This window comes from Sulfolobus islandicus Y.N.15.51 (assembly GCF_000022485.1).
In the GTDB taxonomy this organism is placed as follows: Archaea; Thermoproteota; Thermoprotei_A; order Sulfolobales; family Sulfolobaceae; genus Saccharolobus; species Saccharolobus islandicus.
Map to the genome: position 1 here is coordinate 2416230 of NC_012623.1, position 16182 is coordinate 2432411.

15 protein-coding genes, 1 tRNA gene and 3 pseudogenes are annotated in these 16182 nt (G+C 35.3%); 13 read left to right on the top strand and 6 right to left on the bottom strand.

Annotation, left to right across the window (positions count from 1 at the left end):
- Positions 1-384 precede the first annotated feature (384 nt).
- On the top strand, positions 385-648 hold the full coding sequence (locus tag YN1551_RS13060) for a DUF4322 domain-containing protein (RefSeq protein WP_012715526.1): 264 nt from the start codon (positions 385-387) through the stop codon (positions 646-648).
- A 432-nt stretch (positions 649-1080) separates the two neighbouring features.
- Here YN1551_RS13060 and YN1551_RS13065 read toward each other — a convergent pair.
- Positions 1081-1978: pseudogene (locus YN1551_RS13065) on the bottom strand (IS5/IS1182 family transposase).
- A gap of 274 nt (positions 1979-2252) precedes the next feature.
- Between YN1551_RS13065 and YN1551_RS13070 the strand changes: the two are divergent.
- On the top strand, positions 2253-2675 hold the full coding sequence (locus YN1551_RS13070) for a PaaI family thioesterase (protein ID WP_015580703.1): 423 nt from the start codon (positions 2253-2255) through the stop codon (positions 2673-2675).
- A 51-nt stretch (positions 2676-2726) separates the two neighbouring features.
- Positions 2727-3517 (top strand): annotated as a pseudogene (locus YN1551_RS16290) (transposase).
- Here the strand turns inward: YN1551_RS16290 and YN1551_RS13085 are convergent.
- Positions 3506-4666, bottom strand: a complete 1161-nt coding sequence (locus YN1551_RS13085) for an IS110 family RNA-guided transposase (protein ID WP_012715521.1) — start codon at positions 4664-4666, stop codon at positions 3506-3508. The pseudogene YN1551_RS16290 and the gene YN1551_RS13085 overlap by 12 nt on opposite strands.
- A gap of 293 nt (positions 4667-4959) precedes the next feature.
- Between YN1551_RS13085 and YN1551_RS16865 the strand changes: the two are divergent.
- The 3 genes and pseudogenes from YN1551_RS16865 to YN1551_RS13100 form a co-directional block, all read left to right on the top strand.
- Positions 4960-5067 (top strand): annotated as a pseudogene (locus tag YN1551_RS16865) (IS5/IS1182 family transposase); the annotation flags it as partial.
- Between the two features lie 151 nt (positions 5068-5218).
- The gene (locus tag YN1551_RS13095) at positions 5219-5947 is read left to right on the top strand and encodes a ParA family protein (RefSeq protein ID WP_012718065.1); all 729 of its coding nucleotides are present in this window, start codon (positions 5219-5221) and stop codon (positions 5945-5947) included.
- A gap of 262 nt (positions 5948-6209) precedes the next feature.
- Positions 6210-6977, top strand: coding sequence for a ParA family protein (locus tag YN1551_RS13100; RefSeq protein ID WP_012715442.1), 768 nt, complete (start codon positions 6210-6212; stop codon positions 6975-6977).
- Here YN1551_RS13100 and YN1551_RS13105 read toward each other — a convergent pair.
- A complete protein-coding gene (locus tag YN1551_RS13105; protein WP_012718066.1) occupies positions 6972-7970 on the bottom strand; it encodes an alcohol dehydrogenase catalytic domain-containing protein in 999 nt (332 codons plus the stop codon). The two genes, YN1551_RS13100 and YN1551_RS13105, sit on opposite strands and share 6 nt — an antisense overlap.
- A 49-nt stretch (positions 7971-8019) precedes the next feature.
- The gene (locus YN1551_RS13110; protein ID WP_012735389.1) at positions 8020-8385 is read right to left on the bottom strand and encodes a hypothetical protein; all 366 of its coding nucleotides are present in this window, start codon (positions 8383-8385) and stop codon (positions 8020-8022) included.
- 82 nt (positions 8386-8467) lie between these two features.
- On the opposite strand from YN1551_RS13110, the gene YN1551_RS13115 reads away from it, so the two are divergent.
- Entirely contained in the window at positions 8468-9079 is a 612-nt protein-coding gene (locus tag YN1551_RS13115) for a ParA family protein (RefSeq protein WP_012718067.1), read from the top strand.
- Positions 9080-9354: 275 nt separating this feature from the next.
- Here YN1551_RS13115 and YN1551_RS13120 read toward each other — a convergent pair.
- Positions 9355-9439 (bottom strand) — tRNA-Leu (locus YN1551_RS13120).
- Positions 9440-9948: 509 nt separating this feature from the next.
- Here YN1551_RS13120 and YN1551_RS13125 point away from each other — a divergent pair.
- Entirely contained in the window at positions 9949-10938 is a 990-nt protein-coding gene (locus YN1551_RS13125) for a hypothetical protein (RefSeq protein ID WP_012718068.1), read from the top strand.
- Positions 10939-11029: 91 nt separating this feature from the next.
- Positions 11030-12103, top strand: coding sequence for a peptide chain release factor aRF-1 (gene prf1, locus YN1551_RS13130; protein WP_012710316.1), 1074 nt, complete (start codon positions 11030-11032; stop codon positions 12101-12103).
- Here the strand turns inward: prf1 and YN1551_RS13135 are convergent, their stop codons facing one another.
- A complete protein-coding gene (locus YN1551_RS13135) occupies positions 12104-12736 on the bottom strand; it encodes a phosphoribosyltransferase (protein WP_012718069.1) in 633 nt (210 codons plus the stop codon).
- An 83-nt stretch (positions 12737-12819) separates the two neighbouring features.
- On the opposite strand from YN1551_RS13135, the gene YN1551_RS13140 reads away from it, so the two are divergent.
- Genes YN1551_RS13140 through YN1551_RS13155 form a run of 4 tightly spaced genes read left to right on the top strand, consistent with a single transcriptional unit; the run spans position 12820 to position 16165 of the window.
- Positions 12820-13632 (top strand): S-methyl-5'-thioadenosine phosphorylase, encoded by an 813-nt coding sequence (locus tag YN1551_RS13140; protein WP_012710318.1) that lies wholly within the window; start codon positions 12820-12822, stop codon positions 13630-13632.
- Entirely contained in the window at positions 13593-14381 is a 789-nt protein-coding gene (locus YN1551_RS13145) for a hypothetical protein (protein WP_012718070.1), read from the top strand. The genes YN1551_RS13140 and YN1551_RS13145 overlap by 40 nt, the downstream gene beginning before the upstream one ends.
- 15 nt (positions 14382-14396) lie before the next feature.
- Positions 14397-15242, top strand: coding sequence for a hexaprenyl pyrophosphate synthase (gene gdS-2 / locus YN1551_RS13150; RefSeq protein ID WP_012718071.1), 846 nt, complete (start codon positions 14397-14399; stop codon positions 15240-15242).
- A gap of 50 nt (positions 15243-15292) precedes the next feature.
- Positions 15293-16165: an ATP-grasp domain-containing protein gene (locus YN1551_RS13155; RefSeq protein ID WP_080513593.1), complete on the top strand. Its 873-nt coding sequence runs from the start codon at positions 15293-15295 to the stop codon at positions 16163-16165.
- Positions 16166-16182: the final 17 nt, after the last annotated feature.

A 16182-nucleotide genomic window follows, 5' to 3' on the forward strand; every position in this document is an offset into this window, starting at 1 on the left:
ATAATGGTCTAAATAGCTAAAAGGTATACGTAAGGAAATATTGTATCCCTTAACGCTGGTAATATGTATCGTTGCTGAGGTTTTTATTCGCACGATATTTTGTTGGGACATTTTTAAAAAGTTTTCAAGCCTCCCTCAAACTACAAGGATTTTCCGATATCGGTAGACCCCAAAATCATTTTACAAAAATTATCTCAGTGAATTATTTACATAATAATAGAAAATTTAGAAACTAATAGGAAAAATTTAAGGTTGGGAGAGCGGGTATTACTAGTGGGAGATACAACTTGGTAACACCAACCTCTCCCAACCAAGTAGATATTCACCAAGTCAAAAATAAGTTGTCTTCTATCCTGGACTTCCAAGGAAGAAAAAGCGGAACAAATGAAACAAGTACTAGTCTCAGCAGCAATAACAAGAGACTCAGTAGAAAATAAGGCAAAACAGTACTGCATCTCACCACAAACAGTAAGAAACTACGTAGAACAAACAGTAATAGACAAGATAATGGAGAGAATAAAGAAGCCCTCAATAAAAAATCTTATTAAAAAACACAGACCAATAAGAATTTCGATAGAGTGGACTTCAATAGAATACGATGGTAAACCAGTAGAAGGATCAAGAGGATCAGAACACGGTTACGCTTAGAACTACGCTACAACATAAGTTAATGGGAAAATCCTTGTACTAGTGTTAACACGTAAGTATGGGAATCTCTTTTTTAGCGTAAAAAATGAGATGGAAAAATTCAGAAGAAAATTCTGGTTTATGTTAATTTTTTGTAGAAAAGTTTGTATAAGCGAGGGCGGACCTAATTATATGCCACAAACTAAAGGTGTTAAGCAAGCTAATAGGGACTTCGTTAGGTCCGCCCTCAAGAGAGTGTCCCAAACGCAAATAATTCAATAAATATAGTATGATAGAAAAACAATCTTATAATTAATTAAGAATAAAATACAATTATATCTTTCAGTATAACGAGAGATTAAGCTTATATTGTAATGGAAAATAATCACGTATAGAGAAAAACGGAATTTCCAACATAGTCCACACTACCTCGATCAACTCACGCGCTACAAGTTAGTGGGCGAGTTGGCTCTCGGGAACCCGCGAGAGCACTGAGGTATAGATGGAGCAGTTATAGATCAACGCAACAACGTAGACGAAGAGTTCTACCATATCCTTTTCAGTAGCGTAAGGCCTCCAATATCTACTCAAGAAGATCCCGAAGAACTCCACGTACCTCCTAAAACTCGGAAAACCTATCAACCAAGTCGACGCTTTCCCCACGAATCCCCTATCCACTACCTTATAACCGCCATGGGAAAAGCCCACCTTGTTATCGGGAAAATTAGCCAGTTCCACTTGAATCGCGTGGATTAACATTTTGAGTGACATGAGAATGAAGACCTTGAAGCCAAAGTAACTTCTATTTCTCTTCTTGGTGAACTCTCCCTTGAACCTTCTTCTAGCCTTGCACTGCATGTATTGGTAGAGTAGCTTTGCTGCCTCCTTGTACTTTCCCTACCTTAAGCTCAATTGGAACTTCTTCCACAATTGTTTCTTTTACCGAAGGGTACCTCTATCAAGAAGTCTACAGCCCACAGTTTCCAGACCTTGCCGAACAACGTACTACTTGGTAAGTAGTCCGCAAACTTACTCAACTTCCGCTCCAGTTCTCGTTAAAAACTGGTTTGATGTTTGCACTAAACTTCTTGGCCCTTCTGTGGATTTCGGACTTGCATTCCCCTAGGAACCATCTTACTACCACGTCGGTTCGGTAGAAGCTCCAAACGTCTCTGTAAGAACACGTCCACACGATCATTACTATTAAAGCCCTTAATATGAAGAGGTCATCTAGACGCGATAATACTTCTGACGTGATTAGTACGTAGTTCATTTTCACAAGTGTTTTATGCTTTGATGATAATTCTTCATAGGGAACTGGACCGTTGTAGTGCACGATCCAGGGTTCCATAAGCATCGGTACTACATGGTCCCAGTTCCCTCTAAGTATTACTCTACTTTTAGCTTCAAGAGAAAATTCAAAATTTCTCAATAACTTATCTCTATTTTTGAATAATTATCTATAAACTTGTACATAGATTTATTAAATTATTTGCACTTGGGATGCTCTCTTAAAGAGAATCAATAACGTAAGAATTGTCTTTACTGTAGTTATGGTATACTCTTCTAGCTATAGAATAATCTTATCCGCAAATTATTTAAATCGTTCTCCCTTCTTTATTAGTATGGAAGATCCTAAGATCATTGAGGAAATATTCAAAAATGCTGATCATGTTTTCAGATATGTAGGAGCTAAAGTGCTTCTCCTAGAGCAAGGTAGAGCAGTAGTTGAAATACCTTTTAAGGAAGAATTAACTAGAAGGGGCAACGTATTACACGGAGGAATAATAATGACTGCGATTGACTTCACTGGAGGTCTTGCAGCGTTTACTGTTAATGATGGTGTAGATCAAGTTACACAAGAACTTAAGGTTAACTTTCTGGAGCCTATGTATAAGGGGCCGTTTAGAGTTGAGGGTAAGGTTCTTAGGAAAGGCAGTACAGTAATAGTTGTTGAGATAGAGTTTAGAGATGCTGAAGGCAATTTAGGGGCTAAGGCATTAGGCTCATGGTATATTTTAAGAAAGAAAGTCCAAGGTGCTTTGTGAGCTATTTCACATTATACAAAAATTTATAAATAATTATACCGAGTATTACCCATGGGAAAGAGTAAGTACAAGAGGGATTGGCACAAGTACGACGAGAACGTTATAACGAGATATACCCTAATGTTCCCCTTCTACGTCTTCGAACACTGGTTTACTAGCAGAGGAGAATAGGAATGCCAAGAAAACCTACAAGGCACCAAAGGAGTTCAACGAATTCCTAGCATTCCTCCACACCTTCCTACCTTATATAGAAGGAGTATTGAGAGCACTAGAAAGACTGAAAATCATCAAGCCTAGACTACTCAACAATATGGGAAAGAGTAAGAAACATGAACATAAAATTCCCAGAGGCAAATGACCAACTAGAAGCAGACGCAACGGGAATAAGCACAAACAAAGGAGGACAATACATTATCGCAAAATGGGGAAAAACCAAGGACTCAAAATTCCTCAAGATCGAAATAGTAATTGATAAGGACCAATTCAACGTAATAAACGCTGAAGTAACCAGCAACGAAGTTGAGACTGCAGTTAAGACAGTTAAGGATTTACAAGATAAGGGAAAGAAGTTTTATGGAGATAAAGCTTATGATGTCAATTTACAAGACTGGGGTTGAGGTTGTTGTCCCACCTAGGAAGAACGCTTCTACTAGGCGTGGCCATCCTGCTAGGCTGTAAGGGAGTTCAAGAAGTTGGGTTATAATCGTTGGAGGGAGGAGAAGGGTTATGGTGTTAGGTGGAGGATTGAGTCCTTATTCTCTGCTGTGAAGCGTACTTTTGGGGAATCTGTTAGGGCTACAAGGCACTACATGCTGACGCCTCTAACAAACCTATGGGGATAACGAGTCTAGCGCGTCTCCCACGTCGAAGTCCTTGACATTAACTTCCTTACCCCTAGGAATCCTAAAACTCTTCTTGACAACTCCCTTGTAAACACCGTCCTTTATAACATGATAACAAATGCTTGCAAGCTTTCCGGCAAGAGCACAAGTAGCTTGAGTAACACTCTTCCCCCTAGCAATAAGCCTCTCATAATACCCTTTAAAAGGCTCAAGACCCCTAGCAACCTTGGCAACCAAGTAGAGAGCTCTACGCAAATACTTATTACCCCTAATCATACCGGAGTGAGACTCGCTATCACCACTCTGCTTAGTTTTGGGTGCAAAGCTTGCATAAGCCCTAGCAGCCTTAGAACTGGAAAAACGGGAAACATCACCGAACTCAGCGTAAATAGTTGCAGCACTAATCAAACCAATCCCGGGGATCTTACTCAACTCAATTACTGGTTTTGGAATCTTGGAAATTATCATATCCTCAACCTCCTTAATCATTTTCTCCAAGTTTTTTAACAGTTCAACTAATTGTTTTAACGCTAGTTTTTCCGCGTCGTTTAAGTTTCTCCCTAGTTTTTCTTTTAGTTCCTCCTTCTCTTCCTTGCTTAGTCCCTCCCCCTTTACTAGCTTTTCAAGTAGTTTTCTTCCCTTCTTGTCGAATGGTTGTATTTTATATCCCGCGAATTCTAATATTTTCCTTATCTCGTTCTTTACTTGTGTTGTCTTCTCTACTAAGCTTTCCCTATATCTCGTTAGTTCTCTTAGCTCCATTATTTCTCCTGTTGGTATGTATGATCCCTTGATTACTCCGGTCATGTGTGCTACTAGTAACCTTTGTGCGTCGAGTTTGTCTGTCTTTTTCCCTAGTATTTCTGTTAGGTGTAGTGGGTTTATTACTGTTACCTTGTATCCTTTTTCCGTTAGTTTTTCGTGTAGGTAGAAGTAATATATTCCAGTTGCCTCTATTATTCCTTCCTTATATTCTCCTAGGAATTTAATTAGTTCCTCTATTCCCTCGTTGTCGTGGTTGAATTCCTTTACCTCCTTGACGTATACTGCTGATTTTTCTTGTTCTACTACTAGTTCTCCCTTTGCTGCTGTTAGTTTGCTTTGTGAAATATCAATTGCGAAGGCCTTGTTTGTAACTTTTAATTCCATGCTTGTGTATTACGCGTTTCTCGAGATATTTTTTGTTCTCATAATACCTTGTTTTCTTTGCATAGTGTTAAGTGTTTCAGCCCCTAGAGTATTTTGTTACAACCTCCTACTCGGGGTTTTTATCCCCTCTTGTTAGATCGTTCTAGGGGCTTCACAGCTAGCCTTGTAGATGGGGTTTTATCCCCATGTTTTCTATGAGCTTATGTTGTTTTTCTCCTTACTTGTTTATTTCCTTTTCTCTTGTAATACTTGGTTTTATTCGTTCTCTTGTTTTGCGTGGATTGCCCCGTAGGAGTTTTTTAGGACAAGTGGTTGAGGCTAAGCTCAAGTTCTGGGCTTATGCATGGATGGTCCACTTGGCTAATTCTTTAGTTGGTAGAGCTCCGGGTATTAGGGTGTGAGCTTGCGAATAACGTTGAAATAAATATTAATTACTGAAAAATTCTCAGTGCATCATATCATGCTTATGAAATAAATTGAAGAGATCAACAAAGCAGAATTATACATAAAATTTTTATTTAGCATTTGGAGAAGAGTTATGTGGTTTAGATTATGGAAGCCATTTATGTACTTGGAGTAAAAGGAGGTACAGGCAAAACAACTTTTTCTCTTTATTTTGCTAAACGCTTGTCTTTAATGGGTAAAAAAGTTATGTATATTGATCATGATTATTTTTCCTTTGGAAGTTTAATATTAGGACATAATGACCTTGGACTTCTGGAGGAGATCGAACGTAATTTGCCAATATTTTCAAGAAGTTTAAAAAACATTGATAATCTTTATGTCTTAAAACTTTTTTCAAATCCTTTAAACATAAACAAGAATTATTCTTTATTAAGCAATAAGATACCGCAAGTTTTAAATAGTATTCTTAAGAGAGAAGTGGATTACATTATTTTAGATTCTTCAGTGGGTATACTTCCAGATAATGATATTGTAATGGCATTACTAGAAGAGTTAGAGATAGAGAAAGAAGGAGTGTTCTTAAGTGATATGCTGTCTGTAAATTCCACTATAAAATACGCTAAATTATGGGAAAATAATATAAAATATAAGGTATTAGTTATAAATATGGTTCCACCAATACCAGAAAACCTATCTGAAGCTATAAAAATTGCAAATGAAGTCTATAATAATTATAACGAGCTATTTAATGCTGCTATAGTTGTTCAATTTGACGAGAAAATGTATAACTATAATCCAATAATTGCTGAGTATGAAAACGAGAAACTGAATAGTATATTATTATCTATACTTTATCGATATAATACTCTCAAATAAACATGATATTGTTAATATATGTAGTAAAAAAAGATAATTATTGCGTTTATAGTGAGTATTTTAAGAAAGGGTTGATAGAATGGAGCTAAAAGAAAGAAGTATTTAACTGTTATTTAAACCCTTAAGTCAAATTACGTTTTAAGAGTGTAATAATTAAAGCTAATTATCGATATTCAAGGAAGGTTTTACTGAAAGTTTAGAGAAAATATTGGGGATATTTTCTAATATAGATTTATAAGGTTGTTGTTCATAGTACAAATCAATGATTAGGATAAATGTGGTTGGATTTAAAGGTGGTTCTGGGAAATCTACTGTATCGTATTATTTAGCCAGACAGCTAAGTGAGTATTACAATGTAGTACTTGTAGATAAGACATATTCTGGAACTATAAGCCGGATATATAATATTAATAATAACATTTTTTCCTTTCTGAAAGGAAGGAACGAGTTATTTTATGTTAGTAAGAATAGCTTTTCAGTTATAAACATGTCCTTTTCAAGTGAAAATGATCTTAATAATTTTGATTTTAACACATTCAAATACTTGTATGGTAAATTAATAAAGGATAGTGATATAGTTATTGTAGATCATTCATCTATTCCTCATGACTTCGCAACCGAGATAGAGTTAAAGGCATTTATGGAAAATTTTAAAAACTTTGCATATAATACAGTATTAGTTCTTAGTGGAGATGAAATTCCGATAAAAAGATATTTAAACTATACAACGCTGCTAAATGATTTTGTAAAGAATTACGCTGAGAAAATCTTAGGTATTTCTTTACCAAGAGATGTTAAATTTCTAAAAATTGTAGCAGTAATTATAAATAAAATCCTCAAAGGTCAAGAAAGTAAGTTAGACGAATTTATAAGAGGAGACGAGATTCTGCAGAGATCTGCTAGATTTGTTATTCCCTTTTATCTTTCTCTAACGCAAAGGCATTTCAAAGATATTGAGCCCCCTAAAGAGATAATTGATATCGTTAGATATATATTAGATTTGTTGAGAGAGCCCACCTCGATTTTATGATACTTGCAACATTATTCTCCCATCCCTATTTTCGGTCATAATTTGTTTTACTGCCTCTATACCTTCATCTAATAATCTGTAAGTCTTGTGAACCTTTACCTTGCAATCTTTACATATATTTATCAATTCAGTTAGTTCCTTTCTAGATCCACCTGTGGTTCCAACTATCTTTATATGTTTTCCGTATAAGGAACTCAAATTTACCTTCACCTCACTTCCGGTTAACCCTCCAAAGAATGCTAATTGACCACTTAAACCTAGAACTTCTAAGCTTTTTTCCCATAACGAGGAGCCTAAGGAGTTCATTACTATATCAGCCATTTTCCCATTAGTTATTTCCTTAACCTTTTGTACTACATCATCATATCCTATTATATAATCTGCACCAAAGTCCTTTAGCCAGTTCTTTCTTGAAACCGCTATTACTGTTGCTCCGAATTTTTTTGCCAGTTGAACTGCAAAGATACCAGTATTACCACCTGCACCAAAGATTACTACAATATCATTAGGAGAGACTTTTAATTCTTTTAAAGAATGATACGAAGTTAGAGCAGCTACAGGTAAACTTGCAGCAATATCCCAACTCATATTTTCCGGAATTTTGAAAACATTCTTATCTGGAACCGAAAAATATTCTGACCATCCGCCATTGGTTATAACACTCATTATCCCGCCGTTTCTGCATAGCATTTCCTTTCCAGATAGGCATAAATCACAAGTTCCATCAAACACTCTGTTATATACTACTACCTTATCTCCTTTAGCTAGTCCTTTCACATGATCCCCTACTTTTTCAACTATTCCTGCTACTTCCGCACCGGGGATATGGGGCATTGGGGTAACTGGAATTGCACTAATTACGAAGTAATCTATAGGGTTTAAACCAGATTTAACTACTCTTATCAAAACGTCATGTGGACCTAATTGTGGTTCTTGAACTTCTTTTACCTTGAGATTTTCTAAACCACTCTTGTCGAAAACTAGGGCTTTCATAAAAACTAGTCTTCTCCTCAATATAAATCGGTTACTTAACTTTGGGTAACTATTGTCTTATCCCTATCTTAGCCTTATTCTTAAAGCTAATATACTCATACGCCAAGCTTACGAAATCTTCATCAGCCTCTTCACCCTTCTTCTTTATTGTAATGTATCTCAAGGTCTCTAGTTCTACTGATGTTAAGTTAGTTATGTATAAAAATATGCTCGTGGATTTGTGTAATAAAATGGCTTCAGCTCCTTTAAGTACAAATAGGTGCAGTTTTTCTCCATCTTCTTCTTCAACAACTTGTAGATTAATTGGAAAATTAGTTATCTTTTTCATCCATAGGTTTTCTAGCATTCTTACCTCTTCATTATCATATACCTTTTCGATGTGTTTAACAAATTTCTCTATCACGCTCATGAGCATTGTATAATTGGTTTTATATGTTTTAAGTTTGAAGCGGAAAAAAATATTAAATAAAGAGATATGAGTAGTACCTAGAGAATTATTGACAACCAATATTGTCAGAGTTTTAAGTATTAAGGGTGGTGTCGGTAAAAGCTCTATAGCTTATGCGTTAGCGAGAACCATCTCTGCTTCTGGGTATAAGGTATTATTTTTAGATATGGATAACCTTCACACCATTTCGAGAGTATTGGGAGTTAAGGATTGTGAGTTAACATACGTAAGGGATTTATTCGTATTTGCATGTGATGATTTTAGTAAAATTTCTTTTACCAACTATGAATATGTGATAATTGATACTTATTCTGGGATCTCCAGTGAAACGCTTTCAGTTATTAAGGGGGATCTTATTTACAATATTTTTATTTCAGACTTTTCTTCTATTGATAATTCTTTAAGTTATATAAAAGAGTGGAATGGTAAGAGAAGTATTAATCTCTTAGTTGTAAATATGGTCATAGTGGAAGATAACGAGTATGATATTTTATTACGAAAGTTTTTTGATTCCTTGGCTCTTAAAAGTAATGTGAAGATAAATAAGGTATTTTTGTTTTTCTTCGACGAAAATTATTATGGATCCTATAAAGTTGATCTAAATCATATAGAACTCATAGCTAGTTATGTACTAGGTGGAATAGGTGAATCTGATCCTTAGACATTTGCTGATTTTAAGTTTCTCTTAGTGATATGTCACAAAGAATTAGATAGAAAGTATTAAGATGAAGTTAGAAGTCAGAAAGAGAAATGGAGAGTAACTTTTCTAAATGAGATGGGCCGTTTGAACCCATAACTATAAGTGTTCAAGCTTGACTAGATTACTGCTCTCGTTATAATAAAGACTATAGTTATAAGTCAAATAATGGAAATTAAATTCAAGATTGAGAATTAGTGTCACATTATACCGTAAGAAATATAATAGAAATAATTTTATGCGGGGGACGGGATTTGAACCCGCGCAGGCCTTCGCCAGCGGAGCCTCAGTCCGCCCCCTTTGCCCTGACTCGGGCACCCCCGCACACCAATACTTTATATTAACTAGGTATAAAGTTTTACCATAGAATAAAACAGAAGGACTTTAGGAAGGAGATAGAAGTTCCGAACTTTTAAAATTATAATTCAAGTATGAGACGTGCTTGAGAAACTCTCCTTTTGAGGCAATAATGGCTTAGGTTAGTATGAAGAGATGATCTATGGATCTTGTTTCATTTAGAAACTAAATAAATATGAAGAGATTTTGTTCTACATAGCTATATGGCATAAGAGAATTTCCATAAATTAAGACTATAAACAAATTGTCATTATTGCTGATGATATTAGTATGGATTAGATTACGAAGGGAATGATATGGATACAATATTATTCGAACTATAGTGGCTAATTATCTCTTTACTACCGCTAAAATTCAGAATCCACGGGACGCAGAACTCCCCTTTTAGTGAAAACAGTCTGATTGTGAGGTTAAAAAGTTTTAGCGTGGTCCCTCGCTTAGTTGTTCTTTAAACGTAAGTTGCAGGTGTAAGGTCTTTGCAAGGTAATAAAGTGAAATCCTTTACGTTACCGATTATTTCATATGCTGTTCCTACATTTGTGTTGGTGTATCCATCGTTCTTTGTAGGCTGGCTCAGTGATTCTATGCATTTAGCGTATTGGGAGGTGTTCGCAATAGTTGCTTTACCATTTCTAGGTAGGATAATTGGTTCTTTCATATATCAGTTATTCAAAGGTAGTGTAGTTTCTTACTGTTTTCCGTTGCTTGGTTTTTTAGTTGTTCTTCAAAACTTTTTAGGGGCTTTAGTTTTTGTGAGATTTCTAGTAGGGGTAATATTTGGTCTGTTAACGAGCTATGCGGTTGAGAGTGCTGTAAGAAGTGGTAGAAATGTATTAGTAGGTTTTACTACCGCAGGTTGGTCTATGGGTTGGGTAATTAGCTATCTTGCGTATTCCTTACTTAAAAATTGGAATGTAATTACAATAAGTGGGATTTTAATAATGTTTTTAGCGTTGTTTGAGTTAAACAAGGAAGAGTTTAGAGAGAGGGGTATGAGTTCTGTATCTTTTCCCAGGCTTACCTCAATACTGATTTATATATCGGCGTTAACACCGGCTTTCATTTTGCAAGTTATGCCGAGTTTTTTGGAGACGATAAAGCTTACTTGGCTTATTCTTCCATCCTATTTGTTATCAATTCCAACTTACGTGCTTTTACCTATGATTAGTGGAAAAGTGGGAATTAGAAAGGTTTTGGTTATTAGTTCCATTATTGTAATTCTTAGTAGTATTATTACTTTTCTTCTATTGCCTATGATGGTAATTGTTTTTACTAGTATTGGTCTTGGTATTTTAGGGATAACGCCTAAGTATCTAGTAATTAGAGGTGAAGATCCAAAGAGGATGGGTTTGGCTTTGAATATTGGTTCAGTGATGGGTCTAATAGTACCAGTACTGTATGCGCTAATGCCATTTTCACCAGAGTTTTTATTATCAATTTTAATGGTTTTGATGTTATTGATATGAAGCAAGATCGGCAGATTTTTAAGGGATAACATGTTAAAGTGATAATGATTAGGGATGAGTCTTTGACGAATATGCTTTAAATAAGCAAGAATTGAAGGCACTAATTAAGGAATTGAAGAAATGGAAAGCGCCAGCTACTGTTCTTCTGTCTTTATATATACCACCCGGTAGACCAATTCCAGATGTGGTTAATCTACTTAGGCAAGAGTACTCCATAGCTCAGAATATAAAGCTCAAGAGGACTAGAGATGCAGTACTTTCCGCGATAGGTGCGGCAATAGATAGGCTGAACAAGATACCGAAGATAGATGGTAATGGTTTAGTATTGTTTTGTGGTGAAAATTTCGATACTGAGGATTTCAAATGTTTTATGTTTTCTCCTCCTGATAAAGTTCCATTATTCTTCTATAGAACTGACAAGGAGTTTCATGTGGAATTTTTGGAGGATATGGTGGAGGATACTGTAGTATATGGTCTTATAATTGTGGAGAGGGATGAGGCCACTATAGGTTTACTTAAGGGAACTAGAATAGAAATTTTAGAGGAAATTGAAGGTTTTGTGCCAGGGAAGCATATGATGGGAGGACAGTCTCAGAGGAGAATTGACAGAATAATAGACGAAATGTATCATAATTTCTTAAAAGAGGTTGGTGAGAAAGTCAATGCGTATTTTATGCCTTTTATTCAGACGGGCAAGATGAAAGGTATATTATTAGGTGGTCCAGGATATGCTAAGGAGGATTTCTATAAGGAAGATTATGTTGACTATAGGATAAAGAATTTAATTTTACAACCCTTAATTGACGTTTCTGATCAAGGTGAGGTTGGATTAAGGGAAATGATAATGAGGGCTGAGGATTTATTAAAGAATCAACAATACGTTGAGGTGGAGAAATTACTAGAGGAATTAAAATACCATTTGGCTAAGGATGATGGATTAATAATATATGGAAAGGAGCAAATTAAAAAAGCTATGGAAATGGGAGCAGTAGAGGCTATAGTAATTCATGAGGACTCTAGTGATAAAGAGTTAGAGAAATTAGCTCAAGATGCGGAAAATTATGGCGTTAAGGTTTTTGTGGTTGGTGATGAAGTACCAGAGGCTGAATGGGTTAAAAAAACGTTTAATGGTGTAGTGGGTAAGTTAAGGTATAGGCTATATTAATTAGATTATTTTTCTTCTTTTCATTTCCATTAGTATTTTATCTAATGAGATTGGTGGGTCATTTATTCCATAATTTTCAACAAAATTCTTTTTAAGCTCATTTAAGTCTATATCCTTTGTTTTCCTTTCTACCAGGATTTTGTTCACTAAGTTAATTTCGTCCTCCCAGTAATTCCAAGGATACATAAACCAAGCCCAGTTTACAATCTCTTCTGCGTAGTAATCTGGCATTATTTTTGCAGCTGGTTTTATATATTGTAAAGTTGCTGTTTTAACTTCTTTTGGTCCAAAATTTTCCATTACATATTTCCGTGCTAATTCTATGCTATCTCCAGTATCTGTTATATCATCTACTATAATTACGTTCTTATCTGATAGGTCAACCTTAAATGGATATTTCACCTTAGCCTCTGGAGCATGAGATGCTGTCACTATCCAATGCTCTATCTTTATTGATAATATATCAAAAACACCTAAGACGTCAGCCACTAATCTAGCTGGAACTAAACCTCCTCTTGCTATCGCAATTATCACATCCACATCATAATTATCATCTTTAATTTTCTCGGCCAATTTAGTAGAAAGACTTACTATTTCATCCCATGTGACTACTTTCACTGGTATTTTGGGCAAAATTAACTCCCTAAAAAATCTCTGTTAAAACTTTATCAATTTTTTGGTTTATACTTTATAAGGTACGTTAATGTATTTCACTTATGATTGAGGAAAATGAAAAAGCCTCGATAGGAATTATTGGTGGTTCTGGGTTATATGATCCGGGTATTTTTTCGGAGAGTAAGGAAAGAAAAGTATATACACCATATGGAGAACCTAGCGATTTAATAACGATAGGTAAAATCGGAAATAAGACTGTAGCATTCTTGCCTAGACACGGAAGGAGACATAGAATTCCTCCTCACAAAATAAACTATAGGGCTAATATTTGGGCATTAAAAGAACTCGGAGTTAGATGGGTGATTTCAGTTTCTGCAGTAGGTAGCTTAAGAATTGACTATAAACCCGGTGATTTTGTTATACCAGATCAATTTATAGATATGACAAAGAAAAGAGATTACACCTTCTTCGATGGGCCCGTAGTAGCTCACGTCTCAATGGCTGATCCATTTTGTAATAGCTTAAGGAAATTGGCATTAGAGACTGCTAAGGAACTAAATATTAGGACGCATGAAAGTGGTACCTACATATGTATTGAAGGTCCTAGGTTTTCTACAAGGGCTGAGAGTAGGACATGGAGAGAAGTTTACAAGGCTGATATAATCGGCATGACGTTAGTACCAGAGGTTAATCTAGCTTGTGAAGCACAAATGTGTTATGCTACTATTGCCATGGTGACTGACTACGATGTTTTCGCTGAGATTCCAGTTACAGCAGAGGAGGTCACTAGAGTTATGGCAGAGAATACGGAAAAGGCTAAGAAACTTTTATATGCGTTAATTCAAAGGTTACCAGAAAAACCAGAAGAGGGGTCGTGTTCCTGTTGCAACAGTCTGAAGACAGCACTAGTATAAGAAAATTGGTGAAGTTTTTAAACATTAATTTTCCGCAAATAGATTTAATAGTATATGGTCGTGGTCTTGAACTCCCTTCATTTACTCTTGCAAGAGCTCTTTCTTCCTTGAAGAATAAAATAATCAGCACATTAAATATTTATGATTTTCTGTTTATTTACAATCCCTATGTTGAAGTTTCAAACGTTGTAGCGTTTACTGGGGACGAAAATGAATTGCGGGAACTTTTAGATGGTCTAGAGAGTTTAAGAGTAAGAGGAAGCATTTACCATTGTGGTGTTACAGATATTAAACCTAGATATAATCTTATTTCAATTAATAGTTTGGATAAAACTTTCTGTGAGATTAATCTATCCCTATCCATTTTAAAGGTATTAAGTAATAATAAAAATACAGAGAGAGAAAAAAGAATTTTAGATCAATTAAACGACCTTTCGGATTTAGATGATTACGTGAAGAATTATGCCAAAGTTTTCAACCCGGATTTGCCTATTCTCTTATCTCCGGTCATGGTTCCAGCTAAGTCCTTCTTAGAGAGTCTTGGGATAAATGTTTCAAGTTATTTTGATACTAAAATATTAGATGGTGCACAAATAGTTTATACTGGTGTCGATATGTATATTACTAGAAGGATGATTTTTTCCTTAAAATCAAAGGGGAAAAAGGTTACTGATGTTCTGATAGATGTAGACCCACTATTAGCACCCATATATTTAAGTATGATTATGTTTTACTTAAAAAAGAAATAAAGGAGGTTCTGCTGATTGAGCATCATAGAGTTTTGGCTAGAAGCTAAGACTACTATAGACAAATTAATCGAACAATTTCTAAATTCAAATAGGGATTGGGATCTAGTTGATATAAGTACTTATATTCTTAAAGATGGTAAGCGCTTTAGGGGAACTTTAAACATGTTCTTTACTGTTGCTTTAGGTGGAGATATTAAGGACTCTTACGGTGGTGCTTTGGCTATTGAAATTTTACATTCTGCTTCTTTAGCTTTAGACGATATAGTTGACCTTGATGTGACTAGGAGAGGTGATAAAGCTGCGTGGGTTATATACGGAAATAGGAAAGTAATATTCATAACCAATTATCTTATTCCCACTGCTCTCAGGATAATTCAGACTTCTTATGGTGACGATGCGTTAAATACGAGCATTGAGTTGTGGAAAGACACTTCAGTTGGCGCTTTAAGGGATATGTATGATAATAATGATTACATACGAACAATTGAGTTAAAAACTGGTAGTTTATTTAAGCTTTCCACAGTGTTATCTGCATATGCTTCTAAGCACTATAATACGAAACAACAGATGTTGGATGTTGGCAAGTATTTAGGAATAATCTATCAAATAATAGACGACTTTGTTGACTATAAAACTAAGAAATTAGAGGAGATAGATGGTAGTGCCAAGCAATTATTCAAGTATTACAGAGAGGGAAAGTTGGAAGAGTATGTTAGGTCAGTATATTTAGAATATAAGCAAAAATATGATGAGCTAATAAGTAACATTCCCTTCCAATCTAAATATATTAGTGAGATACGATCCCTTCCAGAGTTCTTAGCTAACGGTCTTCTAAAGGAGGCTAACATAGATAAGATTTAAGAAATTTAAATTCAAGGTCTTTTTGGTGAATTATTATTAGACTTGCAGTAATCCATGAATCTGAGAAAGTAACTAAGGCTTCTAAGCAACTTTTATTGGAAATAAAAAATAGGAATCATAGTGCCTATTATATTAGAATTTCTAAATTGAATGCAGAAATAACAGAAAAGGGTATAGAATTCACATATAGTGGAAAGAAAATTGACATAGATGGTGGGCTAATAAGGAATTTAGGCTTCATCTCCACCACTGAACAATTCATAAAAAGACTCGACGTATTGAGGGAGCTAGAAAGAAGTGGAGTAGTATTAATGAATAGGCCAGATTCTATGTTGTTGGCCAGGGATAAATTTGCAAGTTTAATGCGAATGAGAAGAGCGGGTATTCCAGTTCCAAACACTGCCTTAGTCGAAGATCCCTTTGAAGTTATGCGATTAGTAGAAAGGTGGGGTGAAGTTGTAATAAAACCCGTAGTGGGAAGTCTTGGTTTAGGATCTGTTAAAGTTTCAGATCCGGATATAGCATTTAGAGTAGCAAAGGCCATTTTATCAGTAAACCAACCAGTTTACGTTCAAAAATATGTGAAGAAACCAGATAGGGATATTAGAGTAATTGTAATTGGTGATAGGGTTTTAGGGAGTATATATAGGATATCAAAAAGCGGATGGAAGACTAATATAGCTCAAGGTGCTACAGCACAAGTTTTAATTCCAGATGCTGAATTGGAGGAGATAAGTTTAAAGAGTGTTAGAGTGCTTGGTCTGGATTATGCTGGGATAGATATTATAGAAGATGTAGAGAACGGTGGTTACAAGATAATTGAAGTCAATGCAGCGCCTTTATGGGATGGATTTGAGGCAGCTACAAACATTAATCCAGCTAAATATATTGCCGCGCATTTAATAGAAAAGATTAGGAGATGAGGAATAGAAAACCGTCT

Coding starts and splice junctions, on each gene's coding strand:
- YN1551_RS13110 (WP_012735389.1), bottom strand. CDS start 8,385: ATGCTCATGAGCGTGATAGAGAAATTTGTTAAACACATCGAAAAGGTA.
- YN1551_RS13085 (WP_012715521.1), bottom strand. CDS start 4,666: ATGGAATTAAAAGTTACAAACAAGGCCTTCGCAATTGATATTTCACAA.
- YN1551_RS13100 (WP_012715442.1), top strand. CDS start 6,210: ATGATTAGGATAAATGTGGTTGGATTTAAAGGTGGTTCTGGGAAATCT.
- YN1551_RS13060 (WP_012715526.1), top strand. CDS start 385: ATGAAACAAGTACTAGTCTCAGCAGCAATAACAAGAGACTCAGTAGAA.
- YN1551_RS13140 (WP_012710318.1), top strand. CDS start 12,820: ATGATTGAGGAAAATGAAAAAGCCTCGATAGGAATTATTGGTGGTTCT.
- YN1551_RS13095 (WP_012718065.1), top strand. CDS start 5,219: ATGGAAGCCATTTATGTACTTGGAGTAAAAGGAGGTACAGGCAAAACA.
- YN1551_RS13070 (WP_015580703.1), top strand. CDS start 2,253: ATGGAAGATCCTAAGATCATTGAGGAAATATTCAAAAATGCTGATCAT.
- YN1551_RS13105 (WP_012718066.1), bottom strand. CDS start 7,970: ATGAAAGCCCTAGTTTTCGACAAGAGTGGTTTAGAAAATCTCAAGGTA.